The organism is Pseudomonas putida, from assembly GCF_001941965.1.
In the GTDB taxonomy this organism is placed as follows: Bacteria; Pseudomonadota; Gammaproteobacteria; order Pseudomonadales; family Pseudomonadaceae; genus Aquipseudomonas; species Aquipseudomonas putida_L.
In genome coordinates this window covers 39,814-56,806 of record NZ_MKZO01000001.1, presented here as the reverse complement: position 1 = coordinate 56,806, position 16,993 = coordinate 39,814, and the positions used below count along the sequence as shown (strand labels likewise).

Here is a 16,993-nt window from a genome sequence, read left to right as displayed (position 1 = left end):
TCCCACAGGGACTTGTGGCGGTCTGGAGAGAGTGTCAGATGCTCAGGCGCATCGACAGGTCCACGGCCTTCACATCCTTGGTCATCGCCCCGATCGAGATGTAGTCCACCCCGGTCTCGGCAATCACCCGCAGGGTGCTGTCGTTGATCCCGCCGCTGGCTTCCAGCTTGGCGCGGCCGGCGGTGATACGCACCGCTTCGCGCATTTCATCCAGGCTCAGTTCGTCGAGCATGATGATGTCGGCGCCGCCGTTCAGGGCCTGTTGCAGCTCTTCCAGGCTCTCCACCTCGACTTCCACCGGCTTGCCCGGGGCGATGCGCCGCGCAGCCGCGATGGCCTCGGCAATCCCGCCGCAGGCGGCGATATGGTTTTCCTTGATCAGGAAGGCATCGAACAGCCCGATGCGGTGGTTATGGCAACCGCCACAGGTGACCGCGTACTTCTGCGCCAGACGCAGGCCGGGCAGGGTCTTGCGCGTGTCGAGCAAGCGCACCTGGGTGTCGGCGACCTTGTCGGCCAGGGCCTGGGCGTGAGTCGCCACGCCGGACAGCATCTGCAGGAAGTTCAGCGCACTGCGCTCGCCAGTCAGCAGCGAACGGGCCGGGCCTTCCAGATGGAACAGCGCCTGGTTGGCCACGGCACGCTGGCCGTCCTGCACCTGCCAGTGCACCGCCACCCGCGGATCGAGCTGGCGGAACACTGCGTCGACCCAGGCCGTCCCGGCGATCACGCAATCCTCGCGGGTAATGATGGTGGCCTTGGCCAGGCGTTCGGCAGGGATCAGTTGGGCGGTGATATCGCCGCTGCCGACATCTTCCAGCAACGCACGGCGCACGTTGGCTTCGATTTCGGCGGTCAGATCGGCGAGGCGTAGGTTCGGCATGACGAGCTCCACAAGCAAAGTGGCCGGGATTATAGGGCAGGCCGGGGCGTGCGCGCAGCAGCCGGTGGGCGATGCGTCTACGACGAGCCTTTGGTCGGGAAAGTTGAGCGTTTTACCCGGAATCACGGTCTACCCCGTGCTGGAGCTGTGCGCATGACCCCTCTGGCAATCGGGAAATAATTTCAAGATAATGCGCGACCACTATTTGACGTCATGCTTTTGACGATTTCGAAATAGCCCCCTGCAAGGAGACCGGGATGCAAAAAGACGGGAAGGTGCTGCCCTTTCGCAGCGTCGCCAGCCAGGCGGCGCCGGCGTCCCTCGCTCGTCTGCCGGTCGCCCTGCTGCAGGTGCGCGACAAGGCCGCGCTGCAACTGCGCCTGTGGCTGCAGGTGCTGTTCGACAATGCCGACGACACGCTGTTCGAAATGGCCGACAAGGCCGCTGGTGCCAAGGAGCGCAACCTGCTGTTCGAAGCCATGCGTGACCTGCGGCACAAGCGCAAGAGCATCGAGCGGGGCTTTCTCGACTGTTTCTACGCCGCCTTCATGGAAGTCGGCCACGGTGATCCGCTGGCCGCCCTGCCGGCGCGGACGGCGTCCCATGACAGCCTGAGCCTGGTGGCCAGCGACGAGCTGGAGCGCACCGTGGCGGTGGATGGCATGGTCGCCCGGGTCCTGAGCCGTGACGGCTTCGCCCTCGGCCAGTTGACCCAGCGTCTCAACAGCCTGTTGCAACAGACCCTCGACGACCGTAACAACCCCCTGGGCCCGACCCTGCTCTGCGAGTACTTCCTTTGCGCCGGCCGCAGCCTGGGCGTGGGCATCAAGGTCAAGCTGGTGTTGCTCAAGCTGTTTGAGCGCTATGTGTTGCGCGAAGCCGACCATCTGTACAGCGAGGCCAACCAGTCGCTGGTCGACAGCGGTGTGCTCCCCGAGCTCAAGGCCCCGCCACGGCGCCGGGCGCAGGACCGTGCCGTGCTGGAAACCCGCGCGCCGGCCAACGAAACGGACGACAGCCTGGACGCCGAGGAGATCGACGCCAACACCCAGGCGGTGTTCTCTTCCCTGCAATCGCTGTTGCGTCCGGTGCGCGGACGCCTGGCCCCGCGCCTGGGCGGTGGCCCGATCCGCCCGATCAGCAGCCGCGATCTGCTGCGCCTGCTGACCCACCTGCAACAGTACGTGCCGGTGGAGCTTGAGCACGAAGACTTCGACCTGCGCCACCACCTCGAACAGTTGCTGACCCGCCTCAGCGTGCAGAGCGGCAATGGCCGGCGTATCGATGCGGGCGACGAGGACGTGATCAACCTGATCACCATGCTCTTCGATTTCATCCTCGACGACCGCAACCTGCCGCATTCCCTGCGGGTGCTGATCGGCCGCCTGCAGATCCCGATGCTCAAGGTGGCCCTGCTCGACAAGCGCTTCTTCAGCCGCGCCACCCACCCGGCCCGGCGCCTGCTCAATGAAGTGGCGGCGGCGGCCATGGGCTGGGACAAGCGCGACGACCACCAGCGCGACAGCCTCTACCAGCACGTGGACCGTCTGGTGCAGCGCCTGCTCGACGATTTCAGCGACGACCCGGCGATCTTCGGCGAGCTGCTCGCTGATTTCCTCGCCTTCAACAATGACGAGCGCCGCCGCACCGAGCTGCTGGAACAGCGCACCCGCGATGCCGAAGAGGGCCGCGCCCGCACCGAACAGGGGCGCGGGCGGGTGCAGCACGAACTCAATTGCCGTCTGCAAGGCAAGCAGTTGCCGCGCATCGTGGTGCGGGTCCTGGAGGATGCCTGGAGCCAGGTGCTGTTGCTGGCCTGGCTCAAGCATGGCGAGGACTCGGTGCAGTGGCGCGCTGCCCTGCTGACCATGGACGAACTGCTGTGGAGCGTCGGGCCGCTGGAACAGCCGGAAGATCGCCAGTTGCTGCTGGCGCGGGTACCAGGCCTGCTCAAGGCCTTGCGCGATGGCCTGGGCGGTGCGGTGTTCGATCCGTTCGCCACCAGTGAATTCTTTGCCTCCCTTGAACTGCTGCACCTCGGTGCCTTCGACCCGGCGGGCGGGCAGGGCGAGGCTCAGCCTGGCACCGAGAGGGTACTGGTGCGCGATGAAATCATCCTCCAGGGGCCGGAAGACTGGCCATTGCAGGACGGCGAACGGCTGCTGTCCGAAGACGATCCCGAACTGCTCGACGTGCGCCGCCTGCAACCGGGCGCCTGGATCGAACTGCACGAGGATGACGAGACCCTGCGCTGCAAGCTGATCGCCCTGTTCGACGACAGCGACCGCTATGTCTTCGTCAATCGCAGCGGCATGAAGGTCCGCGAATGGACCGAGATGGGCCTGGCAGCGGCGCTGCAACGGGGCGAGGTGAACCTGCTCGACGACAGCCTGCTGTTCGACCGCGCCCTCGAGTCGGTGGTCGGCCGGTTGCAGGGCAATCGTCACTGAACCCTCACACTTTTTAACGATACAGAGCGGGGCGGCTCGGGGCATACTGCGGTGGTTGCCCCTCGTGTTTACGGACTTCTTATGCTGCTGGATCGCACCACAGGCTGGTTCGCTGGCGTTACCCATTGCCCTTCCCCCAACTTCAATGCGCGCCCCGAGGGCGAGTGCATCGCCCTGCTGGTGATCCACAACATCAGCCTGCCGCCTGCGCAGTTCGCCACGGGCAAGGTTCAGGCATTTTTCCAGAACCGCCTCGACCCGGCCGAACACCCCTTCTTCGAAACCATCAAGGACCTGCGCGTTTCGGCACACTTCCTGATCGAGCGCGACGGTGGCGTCACCCAGTTCGTCTCCTGCCTTGACCGTGCCTGGCATGCCGGGGTGTCGCGTTTTGGCGAGCGTGAAGGTTGCAACGACTTTTCCATCGGTATCGAACTGGAAGGCACGGACGACCTGCCCTACAGCGATGCCCAATACCAGGCACTGGATGGCCTGACCCGGCAACTGCGCGCGGCCTGGCCGGCCCTCGACGGCGAGCGGATCTGCGGCCACAGCGATATCGCGCCCGGGCGCAAGACCGACCCGGGCCCGGCCTTCGACTGGGCGCGCTACCGGACCCACCTTGTGGACAAGGAGAACTGATCGATGACTTTCCTGGTGTTGTTGCTGGTGCTGTGGATCGAGAAATTCTCGGCCCTGCGTGCGCGCCTGCAGCGTGATGGTTTCTTCCTGGCCGAGCTGGCGCGGCTTGAGCGTAACGGCAAGGTCCGGCCGTGGTGGGTGCTGGCGATCGTGGTGCTGTGCCCGGTGGCGCTGGTGGCGTTGCTCCTGCATGTGCTGGATCCCGTGGCCTATGGGCTGCTGGCCTTGCCGGTGCATCTGCTGGTGCTGATCTACAGCCTGGGGCGCGGGGATGTGAAGGCGTCCCTCGGGCCGTTCCGCGATGCCTGGCGACGCGGGGACGAGCAGGCGGCGGTGCATGTGGCCGAGCGTGACCTGAAGGTGATCGCCGACGACGAGCAGAGCCTGCTGCACAAGGTCCAGGGGCACCTGTTGTGGGATGCCTGCCAGAGCTTTTTCGCGGTGATCTTCTGGTATGTGCTGCTGGGGCCGGCGGCGGCCCTGGCTTATCGCCTGCTGGCGTTGACGGCCGAGCATGCCGGCACGCCAGCGGTGCAGGAACGCGCGCGGCAGTTGCGCCATGCCTTCGACTGGGCGCCGGTGCGGGTGCTGGCGGCGAGCTTCGCCCTGGTGGGCAATTTCGTGGCGGTGAGCCGGGTGATGCTGCATGAGCTGCTCAACTGGCATATCGCTGCGTCGCGGCTGATCAGCATTGCCGGGCATGCGGCAGCGGAATTGCCGGCCACGGTGCCTGCGGGCGAGGAAGGGCTGGCGGGGCTGGACAAGATCTGGGAACTGCTGCTGAGGTCGGCGGTGCTTTGGTATGCGTTCTTTGCCCTGTGGACCGTGCTTGGCTGATATTTTTCGGTGAATTTGCGGGCCCTATCGCTGGCAAGCCAGCTCCCACAGGGTTCTGTAGCGACTCGGACCCTGTGGGAGCTGGCTTGCCAGCGATGAGGCCCGAGAGGCCACTAGATGACTCACTAGTCATTTACCTTAAGTTACAAAGCCTCCCTTCGATATGCGCTATACAAGTGCAGGAGCGCCGCCAATGGCTAACTGCCATTGCGCCGAAAACAATAAGAAATCGAAGGAGACGATCAGTGAAGAGCCTGTTGCGTCCGGCTATTGCCCTGATGAATCGCCTGAGCTTCGGCATGAAGTTCAGCCTGATCAGCGTCCTGTTCTTCCTGCCCATGCTGGTCACCAACTTCTATCTGGTGCGTGATTCCTACGCCAAGTTCAATGCCACCCGCGACGAGCTGCAGAGCCTCGACCTGCTGCGCGGCACCCTGGCCGTGCGCGGCGACCTGGAGACCCTCGGCAACCTGGTGCAGATCAATGCCGTGGTCGGCCAGTCCGGCAAGGCCGAGGATATCGAGGCGCGCATCGCCAGCCTCGGCCAGCAGGCGCAAGGCAAGCTCAGTGCGCTGCAGCCGGTGCACAGCGACGAAGCCCTGGCCAAGGCCTTCGCCGACAAGCGCGACGAGCTGCTCGATGCCCTGCGCAGCGCCCTCGACGAATCCTCCCTGCCGGCCCAGGTCGCGCTGTTCGACAAGTTGCAGACCCCGGCGCAGAACCTGCCCCGGCTGGTCGCCAGCCAGTCCGGGCTGAGCCAGGATGTCGACGGCGCCATGCGCCAGCTCACCGAGCTGCTGGTCACCGTCACCCCGCAAGTTACCCAGACCCTCGGCGAAGGCCGCGCCATGGGCTCCTATTCCCTGGCCCAGGGCTTTATCAACTCCACCGCCAGCACCCGTTTCGAAGACCTGCTGATGCAGTTGGAGAAGCTCTCCGCCGACTACGCCATGAAAATCCAGGAGGCGCTGTCCGCCGATCGTCAGGCCGAAGCCCGTCTCGGTACGGCCGCCGCCGCCAGTCAGGCGTCACTGAAACAGGCCTCGGAGCTGTTTGAAAGCCAGGTGGTGGTGGCCGAGACCCTCGATGCACCCTGGGCGGAGTTCTACCAGCGCACCAGCGACCTGATGGCCCGCACCTATGAGCTGAACGACGCCACCGTCGGCTTCCTCGACCAGCAATTGCAGGGGCGGCTCGGGGATTACCGCAGCCATATGATCCTGCTGGTGGTGGCCCTGGCCAGCGTGTTCTTGCTGGTGGTCTACCTCTACAGCGGCTTCTACGCTTCGACCCGCAATACGCTGAACAGCCTCGGCGCGGTGATGGACAAGGTGGCGGCGGGGGACATGACCGTCAGCTACGAGGTGCAGAGCCGCGATGAACTGGGCGAGCTGGGGCAGATGTTCAACGGCACGGTGAAGCGCATCCACGACCTGATCGAGAAGGTCGGGCACACCGTCAGCGAGGTGGAGCGCCAGGCCGAGCAGGTGCACCAGGTATCGTCACGCAGTAACCAGGCGGTCAGCGGCCAGCGCGGGCAGATCGAGCAGGTGGCCACGGCGATGAACCAGATGTCTGCCACGGCCCAGGAAGTGGCGCGCAGCGCGGCGGCGGCGGTGAGCAGTGCCCACAGCGTCAACCAGGAAACCGTGACCGGTCGCGGCCTGGTGGAGTCGCAGCAGGGCAGCATTGCCGGGCTGGCCCGGGAGATCGACCAGTCGGTGTCGGTGATCAACCAGTTGGTCAGCGACAGCCAGGCCATCAGCCGGGTGCTGGAGGTGATCAAGAGCATCGCCGAGCAGACCAACCTGCTGGCGCTCAACGCGGCTATCGAAGCGGCGCGGGCGGGGGAGCAGGGGCGTGGTTTCGCGGTGGTGGCGGATGAGGTGCGTACCCTGGCCAAGCGCACCCAGCAGTCCACCGGGGAGATCGACGAGATGATCTCGCGCCTGCAGAACGGCGTTGGCGCGGCGGTGCGGGCGATGGACAGCAGTCACCAGATGGCTTCGGGCACGGTGAACCAGTCGCAGCAGGTGCAGCAGGCGCTGGAGAACATTCTTGGGGCGATCGGCAGCATCGTCGACCAGAACCAGCAGATTGCCGCGGCGGTGGAACAGCAGACGGCGGTGGCCCATGACATCGACCAGAACATCGTGCAGATCAACCGCGCGGCGGAACACACCACCCAGGGCGCGCACCAGACCGAAGACGCCAGCCGGCAGTTGAGTGCCCAGGTGATGGAGTTGAAGCAGCTGATCGGGGCGTTCAGGGTCTGAGTCTTGTGTGAAATTTGATGGCCTCATCGCTGGCAAGCCAGCTCCCACAGGTCCAGCGGCGCGCCCGGTCCCTGTGGGAGCTGGCTTGCCAGCGATGAGGCCATCAAGGCCAGCCAAAAATCCTGCAGGCATTGCGGGTACTGGCCTCAGCCAACACCCCAACCTCGACCCCCATGATCCCGGCCAGCGCCCCGGCAATCTCCGGCAGGTGCACCGGGCTGTTCCTCACCCCCGGATACATCGCCGGGGCCATGTCCGGCGCATCGGTCTCCAGCACCACCGACTCCAGCGGCAACCTTGGCAGCACCTTGTGCAGCCGCAGCGCCTGCGGCCAGGTCGCCGCGCCGCCCAGCCCAAGGCAGAACCCCAGGCGGATGTACTCCCGCGCCTCTTCATAGCTCCCGGCAAAGGCATGGATGATCCCGCCGCGCTTGAGCTTGAAGCGCTTGAGCGTGGCGATCACCGCCGCATGGCTGCGCCGCACATGCAGCAACGCCGGCAACTCGAAATCCACCGCCAGCTGCAATTGTGCCTCGAACAACGCCTGCTGCCGCTCGCGGTCCAGCGCTTCCAGGTAGTAATCCAGCCCGAACTCGCCCACGGCGCACAGCTGCGGATCGCCGCGTAACCGGGTAAGCCAGTCACCCAGCGCAAGCAAATGCTCCGACCGATGCTCATCCAGGTACACCGGATGCAGCCCGAATGCCGCATACAGCGACGGCTCGGCCTTGACCAGGTCCCACACCCGTTGCCAGTTGGCCTCGTACACCCCCAGCACCACCATCTTCTCCACCCCGCCGGCCCGGGCCGCCGCCAGCAGTTCGCGGCGGTCGGCGTCGAAGTCGGGGAAGTCGAGGTGGGTGTGGGTGTCGATCAGGCGCATGTCAGCCCTTGAAGATCCGCTGCTTGAAGGTCCGCGCCACGGCATGGATGCCCGGCTGGTACTGCTTCTGCTCCACGGCAGCGAGGGCCAGTTCCAGTGCGGTCTCGGCGATCAGGCCGTGCTGCTGGGCCATGGCGTTGACCGGCAGCGGCAGGAAGTCGAGCAACTGGGTATCGCCGAAGGTACCCAAATGCAGGGCGCGGGAATCGGCCGGGCGGGTCGAGAGCACGTCGAACACGCCTTGCAGCAGGACGTAGGAGGTGGTCACCAAGGCGTCCGGCAGACGGCCCTGCTCGGCCAGCAACTGGCTCATCAGCTCGCGCCCGCACTCGCGGCTGAACGACTCGCCCTGGTACTGGCTGACCTTGCCATTGAAGGCATGCAACGCCTGGTCGAACCCGCTGGCGCGGGCCTGGCTGACGCTCAGTTCGGCACGGGCACCGATCAGGGCGATATTCGCCGGCTTGAGCTCCAGCAGGCTGCGGGTCAGCTCCAGGCTGGCCGGTTGGTCGTCGCTGACCACCGAGCAGAACACCTTGGGGTCCATGCTGCGGTCGAGGGCGATGATCGGCAGGCCCTTGGCCTGCAACTCGCGGTAGCTGTCATCGCTCGGCGGCAGGCAGCTGGCAACGAACAGCGCATCGCAACGGCGGGCGCGGAACAGCTGCTGCAACTGGCGTTCGCTGTCCGGCTGGTCGTCGCTGCTGGCGATCAGCAGTTGGTAGCCCCGCGCCCGCGCACCCTGCTCCAGCTGCTTGGCGATACGCGCGTAGCTGGGGTTTTCCAGATCCGGAAGGATAAAGCCGAGGGTCTTGGTGTGCCGGCTGCGCAGGCCGGCAGCCTGCGGGTTGGGCGTGAAGCCATGGGCCTCGACCACCGCGCGGACACGCTCGACAGTCGCATTGCTGATGCGTTGCTGTTCGGCCTTGCCGTTGATGACGTAGCTGGCGGTGGTCACGGAGACCCCGGCCAGACGGGCGATATCGCTGAGTTTCACCAGATTTTCCTTGTTATATGCCGGGGCGGGCGATGAAGCCTGACCGGTCATTGTCGCCGATCCTGTGCTGGCGGCGCAGGCGACCATTGTCGCAATTGTCGGACAGGAAGGGGCTTCTTTGTTCGCAGGTTATCGAGTAACGTGCTCGTCATTTCGTGATTAATCGTTTCAGCAAGCGATTTTGCTGCCGCACCTGATGCTTGCCAAGGGGTCTTAAGTCGTACTGGCCCTATGATTGTGTACTCACAACAATACCTCGGCGCCGCCCCGGCGTTGCAAAAGGAGAGGACGATGCTGGAATTCACCACGGCGCAGATTGCCATGGGTCAAGAGGCTGTGGACAAATCCGCCGCCCTGCACCTGCTGGCAGCCCGACTGGTCGAGGACGGCCTCGTGGCCGACGGCTATCTCGCCGGCTTGCAGGCTCGTGAGCAACAGGGCTCGACCTATCTCGGCCAGGGCATTGCCATTCCCCACGGTACTCCGCAGACCCGCGATCAGGTGTTCGCCACCGGCGTGCGCCTGATGCAGTTTCCCGCTGGCGTGGATTGGGGTGATGGGCAGATCGTCCACCTGGCGATCGCCATCGCCGCCCGTTCCGACGAACACCTGCGCCTGCTCCAGCAACTGACCCGTGCCCTTGGCGAAGGTGATCTTTCCGTCGCCCTGAGCCGGGCCGACAGCGCCGAGGCTGTCTTGCAACTGCTGCAAGGGGCGTCGCGGGAGCTGGTGCTGGATGAGCGCAGCATTGGCCTGGGCGTTTCCGCCGACGATTTCGACGACCTGCTCTGGCAGGGCGGCCGTCTGCTGCGCCGGGCCGAGTGCGTGGATGCTGGGTTCACCTCGAATCTGCATCAGGCCGAGCCATTGCCGCTGGGCGAGGGCCTGTGGCTGGCCGCCAGCGACCAGGCCGTGCGCCAGCCTGGCCTGGCCTTCGTCACCCCGCAACAGCCGTTGCGTCATCATGACCAGCCACTCAACGGCCTGTTCTGCCTCGCCGCCCATGGCGAAGCACAAGCGCCCCTGCTGGATCGCCTGTGCACCCTGCTGATCGAAGGTCGCGGCCAGGAATTGCTGCGCGCCAGCGATATCCGTGCCGTGCTCGCCTTGCTCGGTGGCGAAGTCCCGGGTGACTGGCCCAGCGCCCGGATCACCCTGGCCAACCCCCACGGCCTGCACGCGCGTCCGGCCAAGGTACTGGCGCAACTGGCCAAGGCATTCGACGGCGAAGTGCGGGTGCGCCTGGTCGATGGCGTTGGCTCGCCGGTCTCGGTGAAGAGCCTGAGCAAGCTGCTCGGCCTCGGCGCCCGCCGTGGGCAGGTGCTGGAATTCAGTGTCGAACCGGGCATCGCCGACGCACTGCCGGCCTTGCTGGCGGCGGTCGAGGGCGGGCTGGGCGAGGAGGTCGAGCCACTGACACCGTTGGCACCGCTGCCGGCGGAGCCGATGGAAAGTGTCCTGCTCGCTCCGGCATCCGGTTCGACCATCCAGGGTGTGGCTGCCGCTCCGGGTATCGCCGCAGGTCCCGCCCATGTCCAGCTGTTGCAGCACTTCGACTATCCCCTGCGCGGCGAGTCTCCGGCCCACGAGCGTCAGTGCCTGGACGCCGCGCTGATCCAGGTACGCAGCGATATCGACGAGTTGATCCAGCGCAGCGATGTCGGCGCCATCCGCGAGATCTTCGTCACCCACCAGGAAATGCTCGCCGACCCGGGTCTTGGCGATGAGGTCGAACTGCGCCTGCGCCAGGGCGAAAGTGCCCCGGCCGCCTGGCTGGCAGTGATCGACATCGCCGCACGGCAGCAGGAGTCCTTGCAGGACGCGCTGCTGGCCGAGCGTGCCGCCGACCTGCGCGATGTGGGCCGTCGCGTGCTGATGCAACTGTGCGGCATCAGCGAAACCCCCGAACCGAAACAGCCCTATGTACTGGTGATGGCCGAAGTCGGCCCCTCCGATGTCGCCCGCCTCGATCCGGCGCGGGTGGCCGGCATCCTGACCGCCCGTGGTGGCGCCACGGCCCACAGCGCCATCGTTGCCCGGGCCCTGGGCATCCCGGCGGTGGTCGGCGCGGGCGATGCGGTGTTGCTGATCGAACCCGGCACCTCGCTGCTGCTTGACGGCCAGCGTGGCCGTGCCGTGGCCGATCCGGCCACCGACCAGCTGGAAAAGGCCCTGGCCGAACGCGAACAGCGCGAACAGCGCCTGCGTGCCGCCCATGCCCGCCGGCACGAACCGGCGATCACCACCGACGGCCATGCCATCGAGGTGTTCGCCAATATCGGTGAAAGCGCCGGAATCGAGGCGGTGGTGGAGCAGGGCGCCGAAGGCGTTGGCCTGCTGCGCACCGAACTGATCTTCATGGCCCACCCGCAACTGCCGGACGAAGCCACCCAGGAAGCCGAATACCGCCGCGTCCTCGACGGTCTGGCCGGGCGCCCGCTGGTGGTACGCACCCTCGATGTCGGTGGCGACAAACCCTTGCCCTATTGGCCGATCGCCAAGGAAGAAAACCCCTTCCTCGGCGTGCGCGGCATCCGCCTGACCCTGCAACGCCCGCAGGTCATGGAGAGCCAGTTGCGCGCCCTGCTGCGCGCCGCCGACAACCGCCCGCTGCGGATCATGTTCCCCATGGTCGGCCAGGTCGAGGAATGGCGCGAGGCGCGGCGCATGGTCGACCGGCTGCTGCTGGAGATTCCGGTCAGCGACCTGCAGGTCGGCATCATGATCGAGGTACCTTCGGCGGCCCTGCTGGCCCCGGTGCTGGCGGCGGAAGTGGACTTCTTCAGCGTCGGCACCAACGACCTGACCCAGTACACCCTGGCCATCGACCGCGGTCACCCGAGCCTTTCGGCCCAGGCCGATGGCCTGCACCCGGCGGTGCTGAACCTGATCGACATGACCGTGCGCGCGGCCCATGCCCATGGCAAGTGGGTCGGCGTGTGCGGCGAACTGGCGGCCGATCCGCAGGCGGTACCGCTGCTGCTCGGCCTGGATGTGGATGAATTGAGCGTGGCGGCGCGCAGCATTGCCGAAGTCAAGGCACAGGTGCGCGCGCTGGGTATTGAACAGGCCCGGAGGCTGGCGCGAGAGGCGCTGACCCTGGGCAGTGCCGCCGCTGTGCGGGCACTGGTGGAGAAGTAACGATGGCCAGGATTCTCACATTGACCCTCAACCCGGCGCTGGACGTCACCGTCAGCCTGGACGCCCTGCGTACCGGCGCGGTCAACCGCGCTTCGGCGCAGCACAGCCATGCCGCCGGCAAGGGCCTGAACGTGGCCCAGGTGCTCGCCGATCTTGGGCACCAGTTGAGTGTCAGCGGTTTTCTCGGGGTGGATAACCTGGGTCCGTTCGAAGCGCTGATCAGCCAGCGCGGCTTCGTCGACGGCTTTATCCGTGTGCCCGGCGAGACCCGCAGCAATATCAAGCTGGTCGAGGCGGGCGGGCAGGTCACCGATATCAATGGTCCGGGTCCGCAGGTGGATGACGCGGCGAAGCAGGCGCTGTTGCAGCGGCTCGACCAGCTCGCGCCGGGTCATGACGCGGTGGTGGTGGCCGGCAGCCTGCCCCGCGGTGTCAGCCCGCAATGGCTGGAGCAACTGCTGCTGCGCCTGAAGGGCATGGGCCTGAAGGTCGCCTTCGACAGCAGTGGCGCGGCCCTGGATGCCGGCCTGCGCGCCACGCCCTGGTTGATCAAGCCGAACACCGAGGAACTGGGCGAGGCGGTGGGCCAGTCGCTGGAAACCTTCGCCCAGCAGCGCGACGCCGCGCAACGCTTGCTCGATCAGGGCATCGCCCATGTGGTGGTGTCCCAGGGCGAGCAGGGCGTCAACTGGTTCAGCGCCAGCGGCGTGCTGCAAGGCGTACCGCCCGAAGTGGTGGTCGCCAGCACCGTCGGCGCTGGCGACTCGCTGCTGGCCGGCATGCTCCACGGACTGCTGGCCAGTGAAGCGCCGCAGCAGACCCTGCGCCGCGCCACGGCCATCGCCGCCCAGGCGGTCAGCCAGATCGGTTTCGGCATCAACGATCGCGCGCAACTGGCGCGCCTCGAAGCGGACGTACGCATTCAGACCCCCGTCGCAGAACAAGAGGGTGACCAATGAAACTCGCGATCATCACCGCCTGCCCCAATGGCCAGGTGTCCAGCGTGGTCAGCGCGCGGCTGCTGGATGCCGCCGCCCAGCGCCTGGGCTGGAGCACCTGCGTGGAAGTCCACGACCCGGCCCGGCCCGAGCGGCACCTGTCGCCCACGGCCATTGCCGATGCCGACTGGGTGCTGGTGGTCAGCAGTACCGCCCTGGACCTGAATCGTTTTGCCGGCAAGCGCCTGTTCCAGAGCACCCCGGCCCAGGCGCTGGGGGATGTGGATAACTTTTTGCGGGAGGCGCTGAAGCAGGCCACGGTTCATCAAGCCAGCGAAAGTGCGGCTCCGACGTCCGCCAGCAGGATCGTCGCGGTCACCGCTTGCCCGACTGGCGTTGCCCACACCTTCATGGCTGCCGAGGCGCTGCAACAGGCGGCGCAGCAGATGGGCCTGCAACTGAGCGTGGAGACCCAGGGCTCGGTCGGTGCACGCAATCCGCTGAGTGCCGCCGCCATTGCCGAGGCCGACGTGGTCTTGCTGGCAGCGGATATCGAAGTGCCGACCGAGCGTTTCGCCGGCAAGCGCATCTACCGCTGTGGCACCGGCGTCGCGCTCAAGCAGGCGAAGGCGACCCTGAGCAAAGCCCTCGCCGAGGCCCGCGAAGAAGCTGTTGGTGAGGCGCAGAAATCCGAGCCCCGTAGCGAGAAAGCCGGGGTCTACAAGCACCTGCTGACCGGCGTGTCGTTCATGCTGCCGATGGTGGTGGCGGGCGGTCTGCTGATCGCCCTGTCGTTCGTCTTCGGCATCGAGGCCTTCAAGGAGCCGGGCACCTTGCCGGCTGCGCTGATGCAGATCGGCGGCGAGGCGGCATTCAAGCTGATGGTGCCGTTGCTGGCAGGCTATATCGCTTGGTCCATCGCCGACCGTCCGGGACTGGCACCGGGGATGATCGGCGGGCTGCTGGCCAGTTCGCTGGGCGCGGGCTTTATCGGCGGGATCATCGCCGGCTTCCTTGCCGGCTACAGCGCCAGGGCCATCGCCCGCTGGCTGAAGTTGCCGACCAGCCTGGAAGCCTTGAAGCCGATCCTGCTGATACCGCTGTTCGCCAGCCTGTTCACCGGGCTGGTGATGATCTACGTGGTGGGCAAGCCGGTGGCCGGGTTGCTGGCCGGGCTGACCCAGTTCCTCGACAGCATGGGCACCACCAACGCCATCCTGCTGGGCATCGTCCTCGGCGCGATGATGTGCGTCGACCTGGGCGGGCCGGTCAACAAGGCGGCCTATGCGTTTTCCGTGGGGCTGCTGGCCTCGCAGAGCTATGCGCCGATGGCGGCGACCATGGCGGCGGGGATGGTGCCGCCGATCGGTCTCGGCATTGCCAGCTTCCTCGCCCGGCGCAAGTTCGCCCAGAGCGAGCGCGAGGCGGGCAAGGCGGCGCTGGTGCTGGGGCTGTGCTTTATTTCCGAGGGGGCGATTCCCTTTGCCGCCAAGGATCCGCTGCGGGTGATCCCTGCCAGCATCGCCGGCGGCGCGCTGACCGGGGCGTTGTCGATGTACTTCGGCTGCAAGCTGATGGCGCCCCATGGCGGGCTGTTCGTCATGCTGATTCCCAATGCGATCAACCATGCCTTGTTGTATCTGCTGGCGATCGTGGCGGGGAGCCTGGTGACCGGGGTGGTGTATGCGCTGATCAAGAAGAGTGAGGTGGTGGACTTGGCGGTGCAGCCGGTCAAGGGGTAAGGCTTGATGGCCTCATCGCTGGCAAGCCCCACACGGTCCCTGTGGGAGCTGGCTTGCCAGCGATGAGGCCCTGAAAGACACCACAATCAGGCCAGTTTCTCCAAAGCCCTCACCAACAACCCAACCTCCTCCGGCGTCGTCACAAACCCCGGCGTAACCCGGATGCAAGGCCCGCAAGCCGACCCCTCCCGCGCCACCGTGAACAACCCGAACTCCCGCAACAACCGCTGCGCCATCGCCACCTGATCCTGATGTCGGGTAAAGCGGAACGAGGTGATCCCGCAATACAACCGCGGATCATCCGGGGTCAGCACCTCGATCCCTTCGATTTCCCGCGCCGGCCGTGCCCACAGGTCCCGCAGGTAGTTCAGCCGCGCGCCTTTCACCGCCGACCCACCCATGGCCTGGTGTTCCTCGATCACCGTCGGCAGGGTCAGCCACGCCGGCACGTTCGGCGTGCCGTACGGAGCCCGTGAGCGGATATCGTCCTGTGGATAACGCAGCTCGCCCATGTCCGCGTCCACCGCGTCGATCTTGCCCGGCGCGATGTACAGCACGCCCAGACTCAGCGGCGCGCCGATCCATTTCTGCAGGTTGAAACCGGCCAGCTCGATGCCCAGCTGTTCCAGGTCGAAATCGATCTGGCCCAGGGCATGGGCGCCGTCGAGGATCACTTCCACGCCATGCTCACGGGCAACACGGGCGATGGCCTCCACCGGCATCACCAGCCCGGTGCGATGGTTCACCCAGGTCAGTGCCATCAGGCGGATGCGTGGGTTGCGCACGAAGGCTTCGCGGTAGCTTTCGACGATGTTGTCGAAGGTTGCCGGGTGCGGCACGGCGAGTTGGATCAGCTTCAAGCCGCGTTGGCGGGACAGCCAGCCCATAGCGTTTTGCACGCTGTCGTATTCCAGGTCACTGACCAGCAACTCGTCGCCCGGTTGCAGACGGTTGTAGTTGCGGATGATCGCCTGCAGCGAGGCGGAGGCGCTCTGGGTGATCGCTACGCTGCGCGGCGGCACCCGCAGCAGACCTGCCACGGCATCGCGGACCTGCACGCTGCCGATCTGCTCGAAATGCTGGCGCACCGGCAGCGAGTTGCAGCGGTTGATCGCTTCGATATGGCCTTGGTAGGCCTGGCTGACGCTGCGGGTCATGCGCCCGAAGTAGCCGTATTCCAGGTTGATCGGCCCGGGCTCGACGTCGTACTTCGCGGCGATATCCCGCCAGTAGCCCTCATCGCGGGCCAGGAGGGAGGACTCGGATGCAGGCAACGGGATCATGGGCGTCTCGCTTTATCAGGGGCGGGGATATTTCTTGCGCAGCGGGTCGAGCAGGTCCGACAGGCCGTTGTGATCGACCTCGTGCATCAGCGCCAGCAGGCTGCCCAGTTCACCCTTGGGGAAGCCCTGGCGGGCGAACCAGTTGAGGTAGTTGCCGGGCAGGTCGGCGATCAGCCGGCCCTGGTATTTGCCGAATGGCATTTCACGGGTGACCAGCAGGACGAGGGCTTCGGGATTCATAGGACGGGCTTGCAGGAAAGGCTGACGAATGGCTGGACGATACAGGCAATCTGCATGAAGGCCAAAGGACAGATCATGCAGAAAGCGAGCATACAGATTCGGTGTATTTTTATAAGTAATTGATATTTATGGTTTTTATGTGTTCGGCCGAGCTGGCATGAAGCCTGCGATATCCCTTGCAACTTCCCTCATGCAAAAGGAGCTGTGCCATGACCGACACCAACAAAGAAGTGATTTCCGTCCTGAACGACCTGATCGAATTCAGCAAGGATGGCGAAAAGGGCTTCGCTACCTGTGCCGAGGACGTGAAGCGTGCCGACCTGAAAACCTACTTCCTGCAGCGCTCCGGCGACTGCGCCAGTGCCGCGGCCGAGCTGCAGCAGCATGTACGCAGCCTGGGTGGCGATCCGGAAACCTCCACCAGCCTGAGCGGTGACCTGCACCGTCGTTGGGTGGACCTGAAGGCGATGGTTACCGGCAAGGACGACGAGGCGGTGCTGAACGAAGCGGAGCGTGGTGAAGACCATGCGCTGAAGGCCTACAAGGAAGCGCTGGAGAAGCTGGCCAAAGTTGCCCCGGCGTCGGCTGCGTACAGCCTGGTGGAGCGCCAGTACCATGGGGTGCAGCGCAACCATGACCAGGTGAAAGTGCTGCGCAACAGCGCTCGCGCTCAGTCCTGAT

Annotated in this window: 13 protein-coding genes and 1 pseudogene; 9 read left to right on the top strand and 5 right to left on the bottom strand. The window is 65.8% G+C overall.

Going from position 1 to position 16,993, the window contains the following annotated elements:
- Nucleotides 1-34: 34 nt before the first annotated feature.
- Complete coding sequence (gene nadC / locus PSEMO_RS00240; protein WP_075801201.1) at nucleotides 35-883, bottom strand: carboxylating nicotinate-nucleotide diphosphorylase; 849 nt, start codon at nucleotides 881-883, stop codon at nucleotides 35-37.
- 257 nt (nucleotides 884-1,140) lie between these two features.
- Between nadC and PSEMO_RS00235 the strand changes: the two genes are divergently transcribed.
- From PSEMO_RS00235 to PSEMO_RS34095, 5 genes and pseudogenes are all read left to right on the top strand, one after another.
- Entirely contained in the window at nucleotides 1,141-3,333 is a 2,193-nt protein-coding gene (locus PSEMO_RS00235) for a DUF1631 domain-containing protein (protein WP_075801200.1), read from the top strand.
- An 81-nt stretch (nucleotides 3,334-3,414) separates the two neighbouring features.
- Nucleotides 3,415-3,975, top strand: coding sequence for a 1,6-anhydro-N-acetylmuramyl-L-alanine amidase AmpD (ampD, locus tag PSEMO_RS00230; protein ID WP_075801199.1), 561 nt, complete (start codon nucleotides 3,415-3,417; stop codon nucleotides 3,973-3,975).
- Nucleotides 3,976-3,978: 3 nt separating this feature from the next.
- The gene (gene ampE, locus PSEMO_RS00225) at nucleotides 3,979-4,812 is read left to right on the top strand and encodes a regulatory signaling modulator protein AmpE (RefSeq protein ID WP_075801198.1); all 834 of its coding nucleotides are present in this window, start codon (nucleotides 3,979-3,981) and stop codon (nucleotides 4,810-4,812) included.
- A gap of 95 nt (nucleotides 4,813-4,907) precedes the next feature.
- Nucleotides 4,908-6,185 (top strand): annotated as a pseudogene (locus PSEMO_RS34100) (hypothetical protein); the annotation flags it as partial.
- A complete protein-coding gene (locus tag PSEMO_RS34095) occupies nucleotides 6,159-7,088 on the top strand; it encodes a methyl-accepting chemotaxis protein (protein ID WP_372239084.1) in 930 nt (309 codons plus the stop codon). The pseudogene PSEMO_RS34100 and the gene PSEMO_RS34095, both read left to right, overlap by 27 nt.
- Nucleotides 7,089-7,191: 103 nt before the next feature.
- Here PSEMO_RS34095 and PSEMO_RS00215 read toward each other — a convergent pair whose 3' ends face one another.
- Nucleotides 7,192-7,971, bottom strand: a complete 780-nt coding sequence (locus tag PSEMO_RS00215; RefSeq protein WP_075801196.1) for a TatD family hydrolase — start codon at nucleotides 7,969-7,971, stop codon at nucleotides 7,192-7,194.
- A 1-nt stretch (nucleotide 7,972) separates the two neighbouring features.
- Nucleotides 7,973-8,968, bottom strand: coding sequence for a catabolite repressor/activator (cra, locus tag PSEMO_RS00210; RefSeq protein WP_075801195.1), 996 nt, complete (start codon nucleotides 8,966-8,968; stop codon nucleotides 7,973-7,975).
- A gap of 291 nt (nucleotides 8,969-9,259) precedes the next feature.
- Between cra and ptsP the strand changes: the two genes are divergently transcribed.
- The 3 genes from ptsP to PSEMO_RS00195 are packed head-to-tail and all read left to right on the top strand — an operon-like array spanning nucleotide 9,260 to nucleotide 14,789.
- On the top strand, nucleotides 9,260-12,109 hold the full coding sequence (gene ptsP, locus PSEMO_RS00205; RefSeq protein WP_075801194.1) for a phosphoenolpyruvate--protein phosphotransferase: 2,850 nt from the start codon (nucleotides 9,260-9,262) through the stop codon (nucleotides 12,107-12,109).
- A gap of 2 nt (nucleotides 12,110-12,111) precedes the next feature.
- The gene (pfkB, locus tag PSEMO_RS00200) at nucleotides 12,112-13,068 is read left to right on the top strand and encodes a 1-phosphofructokinase (RefSeq protein ID WP_075801193.1); all 957 of its coding nucleotides are present in this window, start codon (nucleotides 12,112-12,114) and stop codon (nucleotides 13,066-13,068) included.
- Entirely contained in the window at nucleotides 13,065-14,789 is a 1,725-nt protein-coding gene (locus PSEMO_RS00195; RefSeq protein WP_075801192.1) for a PTS fructose-like transporter subunit IIB, read from the top strand. The genes pfkB and PSEMO_RS00195 overlap by 4 nt, the downstream gene beginning before the upstream one ends.
- Before the next feature lie 86 nt (nucleotides 14,790-14,875).
- Here PSEMO_RS00195 and PSEMO_RS00190 read toward each other — a convergent pair whose 3' ends face one another.
- Nucleotides 14,876-16,072: an aminotransferase class V-fold PLP-dependent enzyme gene (locus PSEMO_RS00190; protein WP_081430175.1), complete on the bottom strand. Its 1,197-nt coding sequence runs from the start codon at nucleotides 16,070-16,072 to the stop codon at nucleotides 14,876-14,878.
- Nucleotides 16,073-16,087: 15 nt separating this feature from the next.
- A complete protein-coding gene (locus PSEMO_RS00185; protein ID WP_075801191.1) occupies nucleotides 16,088-16,312 on the bottom strand; it encodes a DUF3820 family protein in 225 nt (74 codons plus the stop codon).
- A gap of 209 nt (nucleotides 16,313-16,521) precedes the next feature.
- Here PSEMO_RS00185 and PSEMO_RS00180 point away from each other — a divergent pair, with 209 nt between their 5' ends.
- On the top strand, nucleotides 16,522-16,992 hold the full coding sequence (locus tag PSEMO_RS00180; RefSeq protein WP_075801190.1) for a ferritin-like domain-containing protein: 471 nt from the start codon (nucleotides 16,522-16,524) through the stop codon (nucleotides 16,990-16,992).
- Nucleotide 16,993: the final 1 nt, after the last annotated feature.

Bases quoted from the DNA above. Each gene is read 5' to 3' on its own strand.
- nadC (WP_075801201.1), bottom strand. From the start codon at position 883: ATGCCGAACCTACGCCTCGCCGATCTGACCGCCGAAATCGAAGCCAAC.
- PSEMO_RS00235 (WP_075801200.1), top strand. From the start codon at position 1,141: ATGCAAAAAGACGGGAAGGTGCTGCCCTTTCGCAGCGTCGCCAGCCAG.
- ampD (WP_075801199.1), top strand. From the start codon at position 3,415: ATGCTGCTGGATCGCACCACAGGCTGGTTCGCTGGCGTTACCCATTGC.
- ampE (WP_075801198.1), top strand. From the start codon at position 3,979: ATGACTTTCCTGGTGTTGTTGCTGGTGCTGTGGATCGAGAAATTCTCG.
- PSEMO_RS34095 (WP_372239084.1), top strand. From the start codon at position 6,159: ATGACCGTCAGCTACGAGGTGCAGAGCCGCGATGAACTGGGCGAGCTG.
- PSEMO_RS00215 (WP_075801196.1), bottom strand. From the start codon at position 7,971: ATGCGCCTGATCGACACCCACACCCACCTCGACTTCCCCGACTTCGAC.
- ptsP (WP_075801194.1), top strand. From the start codon at position 9,260: ATGCTGGAATTCACCACGGCGCAGATTGCCATGGGTCAAGAGGCTGTG.
- pfkB (WP_075801193.1), top strand. From the start codon at position 12,112: ATGGCCAGGATTCTCACATTGACCCTCAACCCGGCGCTGGACGTCACC.
- PSEMO_RS00195 (WP_075801192.1), top strand. From the start codon at position 13,065: ATGAAACTCGCGATCATCACCGCCTGCCCCAATGGCCAGGTGTCCAGC.
- PSEMO_RS00190 (WP_081430175.1), bottom strand. From the start codon at position 16,072: ATGATCCCGTTGCCTGCATCCGAGTCCTCCCTCCTGGCCCGCGATGAG.
- PSEMO_RS00185 (WP_075801191.1), bottom strand. From the start codon at position 16,312: ATGAATCCCGAAGCCCTCGTCCTGCTGGTCACCCGTGAAATGCCATTC.
- PSEMO_RS00180 (WP_075801190.1), top strand. From the start codon at position 16,522: ATGACCGACACCAACAAAGAAGTGATTTCCGTCCTGAACGACCTGATC.